This window comes from Corynebacterium sp. HMSC056F09 (assembly GCF_001815785.1).
Lineage (GTDB): Bacteria > Actinomycetota > Actinomycetes > Mycobacteriales > Mycobacteriaceae > Corynebacterium > Corynebacterium hiratae.
Genome location: NZ_KV821945.1, coordinates 36,534 through 52,948, shown reverse-complemented (window position 1 = coordinate 52,948; position 16,415 = coordinate 36,534). Strand labels below are relative to the sequence as shown.

At 61.7% G+C, this 16,415-nt stretch carries 13 protein-coding genes, 1 tRNA gene and 1 pseudogene; 9 read left to right on the top strand and 6 right to left on the bottom strand.

All coding sequences use genetic code 11. The annotated features are described in order from the left end of the window. Positions 1 to 47 precede the first annotated feature (47 nt). On the top strand, positions 48 to 1,682 hold the full coding sequence (pgi, locus tag HMPREF3056_RS08360; RefSeq protein ID WP_070754549.1) for a glucose-6-phosphate isomerase: 1,635 nt from the start codon (positions 48 to 50) through the stop codon (positions 1,680 to 1,682). 130 nt (positions 1,683 to 1,812) lie between these two features. Here pgi and HMPREF3056_RS08355 read toward each other — a convergent pair whose 3' ends face one another. The 5 genes from HMPREF3056_RS08355 to HMPREF3056_RS08335 form a co-directional block, all read right to left on the bottom strand. Further along, positions 1,813 to 2,889, bottom strand: coding sequence for an HNH endonuclease signature motif containing protein (locus HMPREF3056_RS08355; RefSeq protein WP_246822491.1), 1,077 nt, complete (start codon positions 2,887 to 2,889; stop codon positions 1,813 to 1,815). 52 nt (positions 2,890 to 2,941) lie between these two features. After that, positions 2,942 to 3,355 (bottom strand): YccF domain-containing protein, encoded by a 414-nt coding sequence (locus HMPREF3056_RS08350; protein WP_049155174.1) that lies wholly within the window; start codon positions 3,353 to 3,355, stop codon positions 2,942 to 2,944. A 10-nt stretch (positions 3,356 to 3,365) separates the two neighbouring features. Continuing rightward, entirely contained in the window at positions 3,366 to 4,187 is an 822-nt protein-coding gene (locus HMPREF3056_RS08345) for a DNA-formamidopyrimidine glycosylase family protein (RefSeq protein ID WP_010187668.1), read from the bottom strand. Between the two features lie 27 nt (positions 4,188 to 4,214). After that, a complete protein-coding gene (locus tag HMPREF3056_RS08340; RefSeq protein WP_010187669.1) occupies positions 4,215 to 5,483 on the bottom strand; it encodes an alpha-hydroxy acid oxidase in 1,269 nt (422 codons plus the stop codon). Between the two features lie 87 nt (positions 5,484 to 5,570). Then, positions 5,571 to 10,511: an Lhr family ATP-dependent helicase gene (locus HMPREF3056_RS08335; protein ID WP_070754547.1), complete on the bottom strand. Its 4,941-nt coding sequence runs from the start codon at positions 10,509 to 10,511 to the stop codon at positions 5,571 to 5,573. 34 nt (positions 10,512 to 10,545) lie between these two features. On the opposite strand from HMPREF3056_RS08335, the gene HMPREF3056_RS08330 reads away from it, so the two are divergent. From HMPREF3056_RS08330 to HMPREF3056_RS08310, 5 genes are all read left to right on the top strand, one after another. Then, positions 10,546 to 11,304 carry a 3'(2'),5'-bisphosphate nucleotidase CysQ gene (locus HMPREF3056_RS08330; RefSeq protein ID WP_210401789.1) on the top strand — a complete coding sequence of 253 codons (759 nt, stop codon included), beginning with the start codon at positions 10,546 to 10,548 and terminating at the stop codon, positions 11,302 to 11,304. A 36-nt stretch (positions 11,305 to 11,340) separates the two neighbouring features. Then, positions 11,341 to 12,147: a thymidylate synthase gene (locus tag HMPREF3056_RS08325; RefSeq protein WP_070754546.1), complete on the top strand. Its 807-nt coding sequence runs from the start codon at positions 11,341 to 11,343 to the stop codon at positions 12,145 to 12,147. After that, entirely contained in the window at positions 12,147 to 12,692 is a 546-nt protein-coding gene (locus HMPREF3056_RS08320; RefSeq protein WP_070754545.1) for a dihydrofolate reductase, read from the top strand. Before HMPREF3056_RS08325 ends, HMPREF3056_RS08320 begins: the two co-directional genes overlap by 1 nt. Next, a complete protein-coding gene (locus tag HMPREF3056_RS08315; RefSeq protein ID WP_070754544.1) occupies positions 12,692 to 12,979 on the top strand; it encodes a glutaredoxin domain-containing protein in 288 nt (95 codons plus the stop codon). Before HMPREF3056_RS08320 ends, HMPREF3056_RS08315 begins: the two co-directional genes overlap by 1 nt. Before the next feature lie 89 nt (positions 12,980 to 13,068). Next, positions 13,069 to 13,141: transfer RNA gene (locus HMPREF3056_RS08310), tRNA-Arg, on the top strand. 88 nt (positions 13,142 to 13,229) lie between these two features. Here the strand turns inward: HMPREF3056_RS08310 and HMPREF3056_RS13070 are convergent. Continuing rightward, positions 13,230 to 13,445: pseudogene (locus tag HMPREF3056_RS13070) on the bottom strand (IS481 family transposase); the annotation flags it as partial. 140 nt (positions 13,446 to 13,585) lie between these two features. On the opposite strand from HMPREF3056_RS13070, the gene HMPREF3056_RS08300 reads away from it, so the two are divergent. The 3 genes from HMPREF3056_RS08300 to HMPREF3056_RS08290 are packed head-to-tail and all read left to right on the top strand — an operon-like array spanning position 13,586 to position 16,409. Beyond that, the gene (locus tag HMPREF3056_RS08300; protein ID WP_049155193.1) at positions 13,586 to 14,221 is read left to right on the top strand and encodes an MptD family putative ECF transporter S component; all 636 of its coding nucleotides are present in this window, start codon (positions 13,586 to 13,588) and stop codon (positions 14,219 to 14,221) included. Further along, positions 14,218 to 14,943, top strand: a complete 726-nt coding sequence (locus HMPREF3056_RS08295) for an energy-coupling factor transporter transmembrane component T family protein (RefSeq protein ID WP_010187692.1) — start codon at positions 14,218 to 14,220, stop codon at positions 14,941 to 14,943. Before HMPREF3056_RS08300 ends, HMPREF3056_RS08295 begins: the two co-directional genes overlap by 4 nt. Next, the gene (locus tag HMPREF3056_RS08290; protein ID WP_070754543.1) at positions 14,940 to 16,409 is read left to right on the top strand and encodes an ABC transporter ATP-binding protein; all 1,470 of its coding nucleotides are present in this window, start codon (positions 14,940 to 14,942) and stop codon (positions 16,407 to 16,409) included. Before HMPREF3056_RS08295 ends, HMPREF3056_RS08290 begins: the two co-directional genes overlap by 4 nt. Positions 16,410 to 16,415: the final 6 nt, after the last annotated feature.

Below are 16,415 nucleotides of genomic sequence, written 5' to 3'. Positions count from 1 at the left end.
GGACACAGTAAGTTTCATGTCTGCTACCTGCCAGAAAGGCTTTTGCAATGGACATCACCGCTCAGCCGCAGTGGGCCGCGCTCACCTCGCTTTTTGAAAGCAAGAAGGACCTCAACCTGCGTGAGCTTTTTGCCAACTCCGCTTCCCGCGCCGCAGACTTTTCTTTCGATGCTGCGGGCCTGCACGTGGACCTGTCGAAGAACCTCATCGATGAGGAAGTCGTCACCGCTTTGGTGGATCTTGCCCGCGCCGCGGACGTCGAGGGCCGCCGCGATGCCATGTTCACCGGCGAGCACCTCAACAACACTGAGGACCGTGCCGTGCTGCACACCGCGCTGCGCCTGCCTGTTGAAAAGGACTTGAGCGTCGACGGCCAAGACGTCGCTGCCGACGTCCACGAGGTACTGGGCCGCATGCGCGACTTCGCCACTGCACTGCGCTCCGGCACGTGGCTTGGGCACACCGGACACACCATCAAGAAGGTGGTCAACATCGGCATCGGCGGCTCCGACTTGGGCCCGGCCATGGCCGCGAAGGCCCTGCGCTCCTACGAGGTAGCGGGCATTAGCGCGGAGTTCGTCTCCAACGTCGACCCGGCGGATCTCGCCGCGACTCTCGACGGCCTCGACGCCGGCTCCACCCTCTTCATTGTCGCGTCCAAGACCTTCACCACCCAGGAAACCCTGGCCAACGCTCACGCCGCACGCCGCTGGCTGATTGAGCAGTTTGATGGTGACGAGTCGGCCGTCGCCAAGCACTTCGTTGCGGTGTCCACCAACGCGGAGAAGGTCGCGGAGTTCGGCATCGACACCCAGAACATGTTTGGCTTCTGGAACTGGGTGGGTGGCCGCTACTCCGTCGACTCCGCCATTGGCCTGTCGCTGATGTGCACCATCGGCCCGCTGGACTTCATGCGCTTCCTCGAGGGCTTCCACGCCATGGATGAGCACTTCCGCACCGCGCCCCTGGAGCAAAACGTTCCGGCGCTGATGGGTCTGCTCGGCGTCTGGTACTCCAACTTCTTCGGCGCGCAGACCCATGCGGTGCTGCCCTACTCCGAGGACCTCGGACGCTTCCCGGCCTACCTGCAGCAGCTGACCATGGAGTCCAACGGCAAGTCCGTGCGCCGCGACGGCACCGCCGTGAGCGCCGGGACCGGTGAGATTTACTGGGGCGAGCCGGGCACCAACGGCCAGCATGCCTTCTTCCAGCTCATGCACCAGGGCACCAAGCTCATCCCGGCGGACTTCATCGGCTTTGCCCGTCCGAAGGAAGACTTCCCCACCGCCGACGGCACCGGCTCGATGCATGACCTGCTCATGGGTAACTTCTTCGCGCAGACCAAGGTTCTGGCCTTTGGTAAGACTACTGAGGAAATCGCTGCCGAAGGCGTAGACGAAGCCCTCGTTCCCCACAAGGTCATGCCGGGCAACCGCCCCACCACCACCATTCTGGCGGAGGAGCTCACCCCGCAGACCCTTGGCGCGCTCATCGCGCTCTACGAGCACATCGTGTTCACCCAGGGCATCATCTGGGACGTCAACTCCTTCGACCAGTGGGGCGTGGAGCTTGGCAAGCAGCAGGCTAATGACCTGGCACCGGCAGTCTCCGGCAAGGAGGAGGCCGCATCCGGCGATGGTTCCACCGATGCTCTGATCGGTTGGTACCGCAAGCACCGCTAAGCACTGCTTGGCGACGTCCCCCCGGCCGAACGGTCGGGGGTTCACGCGTTTTTAACGGGCAATTGACGTGTGGGATCGCCAACGCCGCGGAGGCCCGGTGGTGGGCGTCCGCGTGGCGGTGCGTGGCGGTTTAGCCGGGTGTGTCTGGTCCTCGTGCGGTAGCTTGCTGGGCTTGTTGGTACGCAGCTTGGGCGGTGATTGGTTCTCCCCAGGGCGGGATGTAGTCCACATCGCCGCGTAGTCGGAAGACATAGCCAGCACCTGTTGGTTTCTCCGGGTCATCGTCATTAATGCCGTTGTGATAGGCGCACAACATGGTCAGGTTCGGCGGGTTGGTAGCCCCTCCTGCCTTCCACGGCACAAGGTGATGCACCTGAGCATAATCAGCGGGCTTATTGCATCCCTTCCTGGCACAGGTCGGATGTTCGGCACTGGCCATCATGCGCTGCTCAAACCCGGCTAAGCGCTTCATCCGGTGCAGCCATACCGGCCCGATCGTGGGGTGGATGAGGGTGACGTAGCCGATCTCGGCGAACTTGTAGTTCAGAAACTCCGTGCCGGTCATGCGGCCGCCGTTGGTCAGCTCAAGGACGATGTCGTCGCCGTCGCCGCTCACAATCTTGTCGAGTTTGTCCAAGGTGACAACCACGCTGGTGAGCACAGCAGGTTTGGTTCCGCCATGGGATTTGTTGAAGAAGACGTGGTTGGCTGCTTCCAGCAGGTTGTTCTGGTTGATGGATTCCAGCACACCGCGCATCTCAGTGACGGTCAGAGGGTCATCGGTAATGGTCAGCGAGTGCGGACCATCAGCGCGATAGGTCATGCGCACACCAGGTGTGGGCACGCGTTTGGGCTTGAGCTCTTTTAAGCGCTTGGCCGCCACGGCTGGGATGTTCGGTGCTGGTGTGCCGGCGAGCTTGACCCGTAGGTTCCAAGCATGCAGCTGGTTCTTCAGCTTCTTCGTATAGGACTCAATGAGGCTCAGCGTGGCCAGATCATGGCGTTGTTCGGCGGCTCGGCTGCGGGCAGTGCGTTGCTTTCCCGTGAACTTGGTAGCGCCGAAGTAGATGTGGTTCAAGCCAGCCAATTCGGCGGCATCGGCAGGTGAAGCGCCGAGTGCGCGTAAGCGTTTCTCCCCTCCTACCGCCTGCTCCACCAAAGAAATCCCCGAGTTGCGGTAGGAGAAATAGGTCTCTAAATCCCCCATGACCCAGAACACTAAAACACCCTAGGCAACCCCGCAACCGGAGACAGAGATTTTAGAGCTTGATCATCGACTCCCAGCCAAAGGGGATGTGGTCAGAGTCCACGATCTTGCGGCCGAACGGGAAGCACGTCACCGGGATCATCTTCAGGTTGGCCAGAGCCACCGGGATGCCCACGATGGTCACTGCCTGCGCCGCTGCAGTGGTGACGTGGCCGATGGCCAGCCACAGGCCAGCGACAAGGAACCAGACAACGTTAGAGAACCGAGACATGCCACCGGTACCTTTGACCGGTTGAATGACGGAGCGCCCAAAGGGCCACAGCGCGAAATTCGCCATACGCATCGAGGCCACACCGGCAGGAATCGTCACGACGGGGATGCAGGCCAGGATGCCGAGGAGGAAGTAGCCCAGTGCGAGGACAAGGCCACCAGTTGCCAACCAGATGATGTTCAAAATGATCTTCATGCATCCCAGCCTAGCGACGCGGCTGGCAGTGCGGGCACCACCAGATGACGCGCTCCAACTCTCCTTCATCGCCGCCGGCGTCCACACCACCCAGCGTGGATTTCTCAATGAGCGTGCCGCAGCGCCGGCAGCGCTGACGGTTGCGTCCGAAGACATAGGTGGTCTCCCCTGCCCTTTTCACGCCGGTGGTCACACGTACCGGCGAGTCTCGGTTGGCCCAGATGAGGCGACGGGAGATGGTGAGGATCTGGGGGACGTCGACAAGCGCTACAGGTGTTGCTGGATGAACGCCGGCCAGGAAGCAGACCTCGGCGCGGTATTCGTTGCCCAAGCCTGCCACGTTGCGCTGGTCCAGGAGGGCCGCGCCGATGCTGCGCTCGGGGCGCGACTCAATGCGGTGCACAGCCTCCTCAAAGCCGCCTTCCAACCACTCAGGCGCGAGGATGTCGGGGCCTAGGTGCGCCATGTGCTGCTCAAACTCGCGGGATGGAAAGACCTCGACCAGCCCTAGCCAGTGCCCCACCAACTCAATATCGCGCGGGGTATTCTCCATCTGCAGCACCACGCGCGCGCTGTGGCCGGGCTTGCGCCAGCGGTCCCCGGCATAGTGGATGGCCCACGTGCCTTCCATCTTGAGGTGGGTATGAAGGATGAGCTCACCCCCGAAGTCCATGAAGAGGTGCTTGCCATAGGGCCAGACCTCCTCGCACACCAGCCCGTCGAAACGCACGGTGGCATAGCGCGGCACGCGCAGGGAGGAGGAGGTTACGCGCCGGCCTTCCATGAACTGCAGCCGATTCGACAGCTGCAGTACGGAATCACCCTCGGGCACAGCAGAACCTCCTCACCAAACGGGTGCCTACTCTACCGGCGTGTTCCTTCCTTCACCGAATGCCAGCGCACCCGGCTCCCACGGGGTGACCACGTGCTGGCGGGAAAGGTCTTCGATCTTCTTCACGCCGAGCAGCTGGAGGGTGTTCTTGAACTCCTCCGCGAGCAGCTCAATGACGCGGTCGACGCCTTCCTTGCCGCCGGCCATCAGCCCGTAGAGGTAGGCGCGGCCGATGAGGACGAAATCCGCACCCAGAGACAGCGCAATGGCGATGTCGACGCCGGACATAATGCCGGAGTCGTAGATGATCTCCACGTCCGGGCCTACCTCCGCGCGCACGGCCTCAAGGGCTTGGAGGGTGTTGACCACGCGGTCGAGCTGGCGCCCGCCGTGGGAGGAGACCACGATGCCGTCGGCGCCAAGGTCGATGACCTTGCGGGCGTCCTCGGGGTTGACGATTCCCTTGACGAAGAGCTTGCCCGTCCACTGCTTGCGAATCCACGCTAGGTCCTCGAAGTTGAGGCCTGGGTCAAACATGGTGTTGACCAGCTCGCCTAGTGTGCCGGTGGTCGAGGTCAGGGAGGCAAAGGTGACCGGGTCCGTGGTGAGGAAGTTGAACCACCACTCGGGGCGCCACGCGGCGTCGAAGACGGTGCCGGCGGTCAGGCGCGGCGGGATGCGCATGCCGTTACGGGTATCGCGCAGACGCTGGCCCGCCACGGGCGTATCCACGGTGACCACGAGGGTGTCATAGCCGTTGGCGGCAGCGCGTTCGATGAGTTCCTGGCAGGCGGAGTGATCCTTCCACAGGTAAAGCTGGAACCAGCGGCGCCCGCTATTGCCTTGCGACGCTGCGACCTCCTCGACCGAGCGCGTGCCCATCGTGGACAAGGTGAATGGGATTCCCGCATCGCGGGCAGCCTGGCTGCCGGCGTCTTCGCCCTCGGCATGCATGAAGCGGGTAAAGCCGGTTGGCGCGATGCCGAAAGGCAGGGCCGCGGGCTCGCCGGCGATCTCGGTGCTCAAGGAGATGTCGTTCGCACCGTTGAGCACGTTGGGCATGAGGCGCACATCACGGAAGAAGTCGCGGGACTCTCGGTAGCTGACCTCGTCGCGGGCTGCACCATCGACGTAGTCGAAGGCCGCCTTCGGGGTGCGGCGCTTGGCAATCTTGCGCAGATCCCACACGTCAGCGGCCTCTGCCAGGCGTGCAGCCCGGCGGTCGAGGTTGGGTGCTTCGAAACGCATGAGGTTCTTCAACTCGGACACGTTGGGCAGTTGGCGCTTCAGCCGCATGGAAACTAGACTCCTTTTTCTATTGGGCTATCAACTTCTGAGGTTAGACCTCTGAAATGCCCACACCCAAACGCTGAGGTTTAACATTCAGCGGCGCCGCCGGCGCGGGCGGAAACCACCTGGGCTGCCCGGTGCAGTCGATGGACCACCAGACTCAGTGGAATCCTCCGGATCATCGAAGGTGAGCTCCTCCATCGCCTCGACAGCACGGCGCCCACCGCGACGTGCGGGACGGTAAGGTTCAGCGGAGCGCGCGGCTTCTCCAGATTGACCGTGCTGTCCTGCACGGCCGGAAGAGGCGGTGTGGGCAGAGCCAGTAATCCGCACGCCCTTCGGGGTCAGTGCCGCGCCCAGTGCGCGCAGCTCACCGCCCAGCTTCGACTCGAAGATGGGCCGCCCGTTCGCTTTCTCAATGACCAGCTTGTTCAAGCGCCCGGCGGCCACCAGCTCGTTGAGGCCTGCAAGCACTGCGGCTAGTACCTCGGTGCGCTCGATTCCCTCGGGCAAAGCGTTGAAGAACGTGGTCAACGTCTTTCCGCCCCGGGTCAGGTGAGCCACCGGCAGTCCATCCATGAGCACCACCAAGGCACCCGCGGCGCGGGTGGGGCGGGCCGCGGATTCGCCGGCATCGGTAGTGGGCCAGGGCAGCGCCGCACCATAGGGGTTGGCAGGGTCGGTCGCGGCCAGGACATAGGCCTGCGGCTCGCGGGTTCCGGAGGGCCAGCCCGTAACATCGGGGGAATCATCCACCCCGCGCAAGCGGTCAATGACCGCAGGCGTGGAGAACTGCGCGGCACCCAGTCCTTCAATGACATAGCCGCGCATCGCCTTGCCGGATTCCTCGAAACCGGAGAGCACCTTATAAGCCAGGGCGAAACCTCCCAGGACGTCCTCGGCAACCACAGAGCCACGGGTAAGCACGCCGTAGCGGTCCAGCCAAGCCTCGCCGTGCGCGATGGAACGCGACGTTGCATCCGTGGCCGCGGGAACGGATAGCGACCACCGCCCCACCACGTCTGGTGCGGCCTGCGCACCAGACACATTGAGCGATTGCGCAAAGGACGTGCGCCCCATGCGCAGGCGCGAGCGCGATGGCCGACGCCGCGCGCGATGCGCCGTACGCCCCGCGTTCCCCGTCACCAAGTGCGCGCGGATAGGAGCGAAGGAATCGGGGCTGACTAGCCCTGCCTCCACCAGTCCCCAGAGGGCCTCGCGAACCTCCTCAGGCGTACCGCTCAGTTGCGGTTGGATATCGGAAATGAGGTAGCTGCCGCCGCCCTGTAAAGCCTCCAGCAGCTGGGTCTGCAGCATGGACACGCCAGCCTCCTCGGCGGAGACCTGCGGGGCGAGCTGTGCGGCATAGTCCGCCGGCAACAGCATGATCCACGGGTCGTTGGAGCCAGCCTTGCCCGCGCCCACGATGAGAACCTCGCCGCTGGCGGTGAGCTCATCGAGCATCGTCGGCGAATAATCACCTACGCGTGCAGGCAAGATGAGGCTCTCCCAGGCCGAGGCCGGCAGGCGCACCCCGGCCAGCTGCTCAATGACGGCGAAGACGCCATCCACCCCGCGCAGCACCGGGCGCCGGCCCACCGCCGCCACCTGCTGCCAGTCAGGGAGGAAACGCCCAAAGGCCGCAGGCGAAACCGGCTGCGTGGCCGCCCGGGCTGCTGCCAACGAGCGCGAGCGGATGACCTTGAGGACTTCCGCCGCGCAGTATTCCTGGTCCTCCACGCCCTGCCGGTAATGCCCCGCCAGGATGGAATCCAGCCCATTCAGCGTCGAGTGCGCCACCGCGGCCGACAGGCCAAAGGCCTCCTGCACATCGCGCGCCACAAACGGCCCGCGCGTGCGCGCCCAGCGGCTGATTAACTGATCCAGGGCGTCGGTAATCGTGGCCTGCTGGGCGGGGATGCCGGGCGGGACGGGGATGCCCAGGCCGTCGCGAAGCAGCGGCGCATCGAGCGCTTGCGCCACGTGCTCGCGGCCGTTGATGCGCACCCGCATGATGCGCGCGCCCAGCGCATCGAGTGCGCGCAGAGGCACCGTGGCGTGCGCACCAAACTCCTCGACCGGGATGGGGCCCAGCACGCGCAGGAGGTCCGCGACCTCCTCGGTGGTGCGCGCCTGGCGTTCCAGGGTGGTGCGCTGTAGCTGGGCATGGACCTCGGCGATGACGGAGCCGTCGAGAAGCTCGCGCAGCTCCACTGTGCCCAAAAGCTTCGCTAGCAACGCCGGGTCCAGCGCCAAGGCCGCCGCGCGCTTTTCCGCCAGCGGCGAGTCCCCCTCGTACATGAACGCGCCGGTGTAGTTGAACAGCAGCGAAGATGCGAACGGCGAGGGCTGCTCCGCGGTGACCTCCGCAATGCGAATGCGACGGTGTGCCAGCTCCCGCATGACCTCCGTGAGCGCCGGCAAGTCAAAGACATCCTGCACGCACTCGCGCACGGTCTCCAGGATGATGGGGAAAGAGGGGTAGTTGCGGGCGACGTCGAGAAGCTGCTCCGCGCGCTGGCGCTGCTGCCACAAGGGCGCGCGCTTGCCCGGGTTACGCCGCGGCAGAAGCAGCGCTCGCGCCGCGCACTCCCGGAAACGAGAAGCAAAGAGCGCGGAGTTTCCCACCTGCTCGGTGACGATGTCGGCGATCTCATCGGCGTCGAAAAGAAACAGCGCGGCATCCGGGTCCGCCTCACCCTGCGGCAGGCGCAGCACGATGCCGTCATCGCCCGCCACGGCCTGGGCGTCCATACCGGTGCGCTCCGCCACGCGCTGGCCCACCGCCAGCGCCCACGCCGCATTCACCGGCCTGCCAAACGGGGTGTGCAGCAGCACGCGCCAATCCCCCAGCTCATCCGTGAATCGCTCTAGCAGCAGCGTCTTCTCATCTGGGATGAGCCCGGTGGCCTCGTTCTGCTCGTGCAGGTAAGCGGCGATGTTGCGCCGCGCGTTCTCATCGACGCCGCGCACGATAGACGGGTCCGAAAATGCTTCACGCCGGAATGCCCCCAGCGCCTTGCCCAGCTCATAGGGCCGCCCCGCGGAGTCACCATTCCAGAAGGGCAAACGCCCCGTATGCCCCGGCGCGGGTGTCACCAGCACCTGGTCGCGCGTAATCTCCTCCACGCGCCAGCTCGTCGCGCCGAGGGTGAAGATATCCCCCACCCGGGTTTCATAGACCATTTCCTCATCGAGCTCACCCACGCGGCGCGGCGCGGAACCGGCCTCACCAGTTCCCACTAGGAACACCCCGAACATGCCGCGGTCCGGGATGGTGCCGCCGTTGGTCACCGCCACGCGCTGCGCGCCGGGGCGCGGGGTGAGCACGCCCGTCACGCGGTCATAGACCACCCGGGGTTTCAGCTCCGCAAAATCCGTCGAGGGATACACACCACTGACCAGGTCCAGCACGGAGTCGAAGACCTCGCGCGCCAGGTCCTTATAAGGCCAGGCGCGGCGCACGGTGTCGTACCATGTGTCGGCCTCTAGTCCCTCACTCGTGCCCGCGCTTGCCGACGCCACCACCGCCGCCACCGTCTGCTGCGCCAAGACATCCAACGGATTGCGCGGGGAGTGCATCTCCTCGATGAGGCCCTCCTCCATGCGGGCAACGGTGAGCGCGGATTGCACGAGATCCGCGCGGTGCTTGGGATAGAAGGAACCGTGAGAGACCGCGCCGACGGAGTGCCCGGCGCGGCCCACGCGCTGCAAGCCCGAGGCCACCGAGGGCGGGGATTCCACCTGCACCACCAGCTCCACCGCGCCCATGTCGATGCCCAGTTCCAAGGAGCTCGTGGCAACCACGGCCTTGAGCGTGCCTTCTTTAAGCATGGTTTCCGTCAACGCGCGCTCATCCTTGGACACCGAGCCGTGGTGCGCGCGGGCAATAACCGCAGGAGCCTTCCCGGCGACGTCCACCTGCTTCATCAGCTGGGCCGGGTCGCGCCGGGTAGCCGGGCTCAAGGACTCCGGATCGTGCTCCTGGGCATAGAGCTCGTTGAGCCGGCTGGTGAGCCGCTCGGCGGTGCGGCGCGAGTTGACGAAGACGAGCGTCGAGCGGTGCTCCATGACCTCGGCGTAGAGCTCTTCCTCGATGAAGGGCCAGATGGACTTCGCCGTGGGCAGGGCGGAGTCTCCCACCCCGCCTTCTTCCTTGCGTTGCGCGTTTACGCGCAACGCGTCTTGGGGGCCTTGGGTGATGCCAAGGGGGTCGTCGACAGTCGCCTCCCCGATGGGCGAGCCTTGCTCCGGGGTGGGCAGGTCCGACATGTCCTCGACCGGCACGTGGACGTCGAGCTGCCAGCGCTTCTTGGCGGGCGGTGCGATGATGTCGACGGGACGGTCGCCGCCCAAGAAGTTGGCGACAGCACTCAGCGGGCGCACCGTGGCGGAGAGCCCAATGCGCTGAAACTCCCCGGCGATGAGCGCGAGGCGTTCCAAAGTCAGGGCCAGGTGCACTCCGCGCTTGGTGCCGGCCAGGGCGTGGATCTCATCGATGATGACAGTATCCACGGTCTTCAGAATCCCCGCCGCTTTGGAGGTAAGCATGAGGTATGCCGATTCCGGCGTGGTGATGAGGATGTCCGGGGGCTTGCGCACTTGGCGGGCACGCTCGGCTTGCGGGGTATCGCCGGAGCGGACTCCCACAGTGATATCCGGCACGTCGAGACCTAGGCGCTCAGAGGTGCGGGCGATGCCGTTGAGCGGGGCGCGCAGATTATTCTCCACATCCACGCCCAAGGCCTTTAGTGGTGAGATATACAGCACTCTCACGCCATCATGAGCTCCCTCGCGGGAGGGCTCAGTACTCAGCGGCAGGGCGGTCTGGCCTTCGCGCTCCACCAAAGAATTCAGCGCCCACAAAAATGCCGCGAGCGTCTTACCGGAGCCGGTTGGTGCTACAACCAGTGCATTCGCGCCACCGGAAATCGCCTCCCACGCCTGCTCTTGGACCGGGGTGGGGGCGGCGAAAACGTCCTGGAACCAACCGGCCACCTGTGGGCGGAACTTCGCCAGAACGTTTTTAGACATGCCCTACTCTATCGCGCGCGCTAATCTGGTCACTATGACCGTTGAGATTTCTGATTCCCGTCTAACCAACTCCCTCGCCGAAGGCTGCGGCGAGATCCTTAAAGGCGTACGCAACGGTGGCTTGCTGCGCGGCTTGGCGCTGGGTGATGCCGGTGATGAGGCCGCTCAGGAATGGATCTCCCGCGTCCTGGAGCAGCACCGCCCCAAGGATGGCGTCCTGTCGGAGGAAGCCGCCGATGACCTGAGTCGTTTGAAGAAGGACCGCGTGTGGATCATTGACCCGCTCGACGGCACCAAGGAGTTCGCCACCGGCCGCCAGGATTGGGCCGTCCACATTGCACTGGTAGAAAACGGCACCCCGATCCACGCGGCCGTCGGAATGCCAGACATGGGCGTGACATTTAAGTCCTCCGATGTGCGCGCAGTGACCGGCCCGCTGTCGAAGAAATTCGTGGTTTCCCGCAACCGCCCGCCGAAGGTAGCGGATTACGTCGCGGAGAAGATGGGCTTTGAGACCGTCGGCGCGGGCTCCGCAGGCGCGAAGGCCATCCACGTGCTGCTCGGTGACTATGACGGCTACATCCACGCCGGCGGCCAGTACGAATGGGACCAGGCCGCCCCGGTGGGCGTGGCTCTGGCGGCGGGTCTGCACTGCTCGCGACTGGATGGCTCCCCCATCAAATTCAATAACGAGGACACCTTCATCCCGGATCTTTTGATCTGCCGCCCGGAGCTGGCAGAGGAGATTCTGGAGCACGCCGCCACCTACGCGGAGGCCAACGGCGGCTACTAAGCCCCGCGCACATGGCACGGACGCAAGGGCGCTATCATGGCGACCATGATTGAGACTCCGTACGAGGACCTCCTGCGCCGCGTCTTGGAAGAAGGCGCTCCCAAAGGCGACCGCACTGGCACCGGCACCCTCTCCCTGTTCGGTGCCCAACTTCGCTATAACCTGGCGGAGTCTTTTCCCCTGCTGACCACCAAGAAGGTCTACTTTCACGGCGTGATTGGTGAGCTGCTGTGGTTCCTGCGCGGCGAGTCCAACGTGACGTGGCTGCAGGAGAACAAGGTTCGCATCTGGAACGAGTGGGCCGATGAGGACGGTGAGTTGGGCCCTGTCTATGGCGTGCAATGGCGCTCCTGGCCCACGCCGGATGGCCAGCACATCGATCAGATTCAGGTCGCGCTGGACACGCTCAAGAACAACCCGGATTCCCGCCGCAACTTGGTCTCCGCGTGGAACGTTTCTGAGTTGGACAAGATGGCGCTCATGCCCTGCCACCTGCTGTTCCAGCTTTATGTCGCTAACGGCAAGCTGTCCATGCAGGTCTACCAGCGCTCAGCCGACATGTTCCTCGGTGTCCCCTTCAACTTAGCCTCCTACGCGGCGCTGACTCACATGTTTGCGCAGCAAGCAGGCCTTGAGGTGGGCGAGCTCATCTGGACCGGCGGGGATTGCCACATCTACAACGACCATATTGAGCAGGTTAAGGAACAGCTCTCCCGCGAGCCGCGCGAGTACCCGCAGCTCAAGCTCCACAAGGCTGAGAGCCTCTTTGACTATGACTTCGATGATTTTGAGGTCATCGGCTACGACCCCCACCCCACCATCAAGGCGCAGGTGTCCGTTTAATGCTGGGCGCAATCTGGGCTCAGTCCCTCGACGGGGTCATTGGTGACGGCGTGGTCATGCCCTGGCACGTGCCGGAGGACCTGAAGCACTTCAAGGAAGTGACCATGGGCGCGCCCGTCATCATGGGCCGCAAGACGTGGGAGTCCCTCAACCCCAAGTTCCGCCCGCTGCCGGGCCGGGAGAACATCGTGCTGTCCAGCCATGAACCCGGCGAGTGGTCCGCGGGTGCCACCGTGGTGGATAACCTCGACGCGGCACTCGACGCCACGCTTGACGACGCCTGGATCATCGGCGGCGGCCAGCTTTATAGCTCCGCCCTCGACCGCGTGGATACAATCGAGCTCACCCTCATGGGTGTACAAGTGGGCGATGCCTACGGCGCAGATGCCGTCCTGGCCCCCACCGTGCCTGAAGAGTTCAGTCTGTCTGCCGATACCGACTGGCTCACCTCCGAATCTGGCCACCTCACGATCCCCGGGCAGCCCCCGAGTGAGCTGCCCATGAAATTCCGATTCCTCACCTACGACAGAAAGGCTGCTGCTTAATGAGCACCAACGTTGCCACTCCCGAAACCACTGAGCACGTCACCATCTTCTTTGCCGACTGGTGCCCGTTCTGTGCAAAGCTGATCAAAAACCTGGATCGCACCGAAACCCCATACGAGCTCGTCGACGTCGAAGCCGACGGCACCGAAGACATCAATGCGTGGATCGAGTCCGTCAACGACGGCAACCGCATCGTGCCCACGGTCCTCTACTCCGACGGCACCCACGTCACCAACCCTGCAGCCAGCGAGGTCCGTGCCAAGTACGCGGAGCTGGCCGGCGAATAAACCCGAGCAGCCAGCGCGTCCAAAGGCGACGCATTTACCGCCGCCTAAAGCAGGGCTGCTAGTCTTCCCTAGGTGCGCAACGCACCCCCGCCCCAGTAGCTCAGGGGATAGAGCACGGCTCTCCTAAAGCCGGTGTCGGAGGTTCGAATCCTCTCTGGGGCACGCTGTGAAGTCTCGAGACATCGTTCCGGTCGGTGTCTCGAAATTTTTTGTTTTTAGTTGCCCCGTTGGGGTTGAGTTCGTTGTCTTTCTAGTTGTAGTAGATCTTTTCTTCGGTGAGTGTGTAGGCGGCGATTTGTGCCCCAGTGATGGCTATTTTGACGTCGACGTGGTTGTCGATGCAGACCATGGTGATTGGTTCCCCGCCCCATCTGCGTCCGATGTAGAGGCGGCGTAGTTTGCCTCCCCATCGCAGGGTTGTCTTGCCGTTGGTGCCGATTTTGTCGGTACTTAGTCGGTAGTCGTGGTCTGGTTTGATGTCTACTTATCTGCATTCACCCCCATTAAGGGTGAATCTTCAGATCAAAACTTGAAATGTTTTATAAACAGTATTACCTAACTTAGGTAAGCCTTACCTTTCCTGCTGTTCATAAATCGAGGTTTACTATGACCCAACAGTCCTCTACGCCCGCACGGAGTGCAAGCTCATCCAGTGGGTCGACGGCACGTTTAAACACCAGAGATCTCATCAACGCTGGCATCTTTGCTGCACTTTACTTTGTAATCACCTTTGTAAGCGGAATGATTGGATTCGCAGGACCACAATTCATGTTTATTGGATGGTTCATCGCGGCAATCGCAAACGGAATCGTGCTAGCGCTTTATGCCGCCCGCACGCCCAAAATGGGTGCTTTCACCCTCGTCGGTGGTATTAACGGACTAGCATTCATGCTCACCGGACACTACTTCTGGACCCTGCTGGGAAGCATAATTCTAGGGTTTATCGCGGATTTGATTATTACAAAAAGCCACCTCAGTATTGCCAAATCCTTCCCTATTTCCTACAGCGTCTTCTGTGTCTGGATTTCTATGCCTTTTATCCCGCTAATTCTGGATACGGACTCCTACTACGTCGATATCGCAGACCAAATGGGTCAAGAATATGCCGATGCCATGTCGGATATCTTCCAGCCATGGACCATTGGAGTACTGGCCATTTGTGCGCTCATCGTCGGCTTTATCGGAGGAAAGGTCGGAGTTCGCGTCAGCCGCAAACACTTTGAAAGCGCTGGTCTCCTGTGAGCCTGCAAAAACAGGGCGTGCTTCATCGATCTTCGATCGATCCACGGACCGTGCTGCTTTCTGTTCTAGTAATCAATGCGGTAGCTCTCAGCCACGGCCACCTACCGACACTGCTGATTTCTATCGCTTTCAGCTCCATCGCACTAGCTACAGTAAAACCACACTATGGTCTTATTTGCCTGTTCGCTTTTGCATTATCCTATCTAGGGTACTGGGGCCTATTACAGCTTCCTGGCTCCACATTTTTCGCTTTTTCAGCGGCAATTTTTTCGTGGCTAAGCCGTTTTGTCATCAGCATGTCCATCGGCACATTCGGCTTGCTCACTCTCACACCATCCACGTTGACCTCAGCACTGCGGGACCTGCGTTTACCAGGCTGGGCCACCATTCCACCGGCGGTATTCCTGCGCGTTTTGCCGATCATCGTGGCAGAAGCCAAAGCCATCCGCGATGCCATGGTCCTTCGGGGTCTCCAGCCTGGAGTAAAAAGCTGGATCACACAGCCCACACAATCGTCCGCGATGTTGATCATCCCCTTATTAGGTGCCGTCGTCCGCGCTGGTGATGAGCTCGCTGCCTCTGCTCTTGTCCGGGGATTGGGAGGACCCGCACGCCCAACCACCACCGCCGATCTTTCCTTCAAGCTTGTCGATGCAACTGCACTAGCTGGGTTGGGCCTCGTTGTTGCCTCTGTCTGGCTTCCCACGGAGGTCCACTTATGAACGAACGCAGTATCGCAACCAGTGTAGACGCCTACAACGTTTCTTTTACATATCCATTGGGAGCTCGGCCAGGCATTCAAGGTGTATCTGATGTGTCTTTTTCTGTCTCTCCAGGACAGTGTCTACTGATTACCGGTGATTCCGGATCGGGAAAGTCCACGGTACTCAAGTTGATCAACGGACTCATCCCCCATTTCAATCCAGGAGAGCTACTAGGCACCATCACTATTATAAAGGATGACCAGGCTTTTACCCCTGCGGAAGAACCGCTGTCCCGAGCCATCGAGTTCAGCGCCTCAGTATTCCAGAATCCAAGGACACAATTTTTCACTGAAAGCGTCAATGCAGAATTGGCCTTCGGGCTAGAAAACCTTGGTGTAGATCCCAAAGAAATTGAGTCGAGGATTCAATCAGCGGTCGAGCTACTAGGCATTAACGATCTTCGGGGCCGGCGATTCAAAGAATTATCCGGTGGGCAGTTACAAACCATGGCATGCGCATGCGCGCTTGTGTCCCCGGGCAGTCTCGTGCTTCTCGATGAACCCACGTCCAATCTCTCTATGGAAAGCATCGATATTCTTGCACGCGTGCTACACCGCTTGAAGGAATTAGGCACAACGATCATTATCGCTGATCACCGTCTCTTTTTCTTAAAAGATATCGCTGACCAAGTTATTTACTTGACTCAGGGAAAAATAACGCGGAGTTTCCGCGCTCAGGAGTTTTATGCCTTAGACGAACCCGAACGCAAACAATTGGGGCTACGCAGCTTACACCATGTTCCCCTGCCCGCGAGCGTGCCGGTACCACCCACGCTCGAAAACGCCGATCCCCAGCGGAGCGGACTCGAGCTAAGCAACATCTGTTTTTCTTATGGCGCACATGAGGTATTAAACATTGACCACGCATTTTTCCCCAGCGGCGAAGTCACCGCCTTAATCGGGCCCAACGGCGCTGGAAAAACCACCCTCGCCAGGATCATTTGTGGTCTTGCTTCTCCCAAACGCGGCGGTAGTCTTCGTTTGAACAGCAAACGAGTAGGAGCGGCTGCCCGCAGACGTACCGCGTACATGGTGATGCAAGATGTTGGCCGCCAGTTATTCGCAGCCACCACCGAAGAAGAAGTAACGCTCGGACTGGCAAAGAAGAAGCGGGACCATATCGATGTCAATGAGATTCTCCATCGCCTCGATCTGGCAGGAATGGCCCAACGGCATCCGCAGTCTCTGTCCGGTGGGCAACGGCAACGCTTAGCCATAGCTTCAGCCCAAGCCAAGCAAGCAGCGATCTACATCTTCGATGAACCTACCTCTGGCGTGGGCTGGCGCCAACTGCAATCCATCTCTGCGCTCCTTCGATCTCTTGCAGCAAGCGGAGCAGTGGTCATCGTCATCACCCATGACCACGAATTCATCCAAGAATCAGTCACCAGAATCATCGATATGACTGACATCAACAAGAATTGAGAAAGA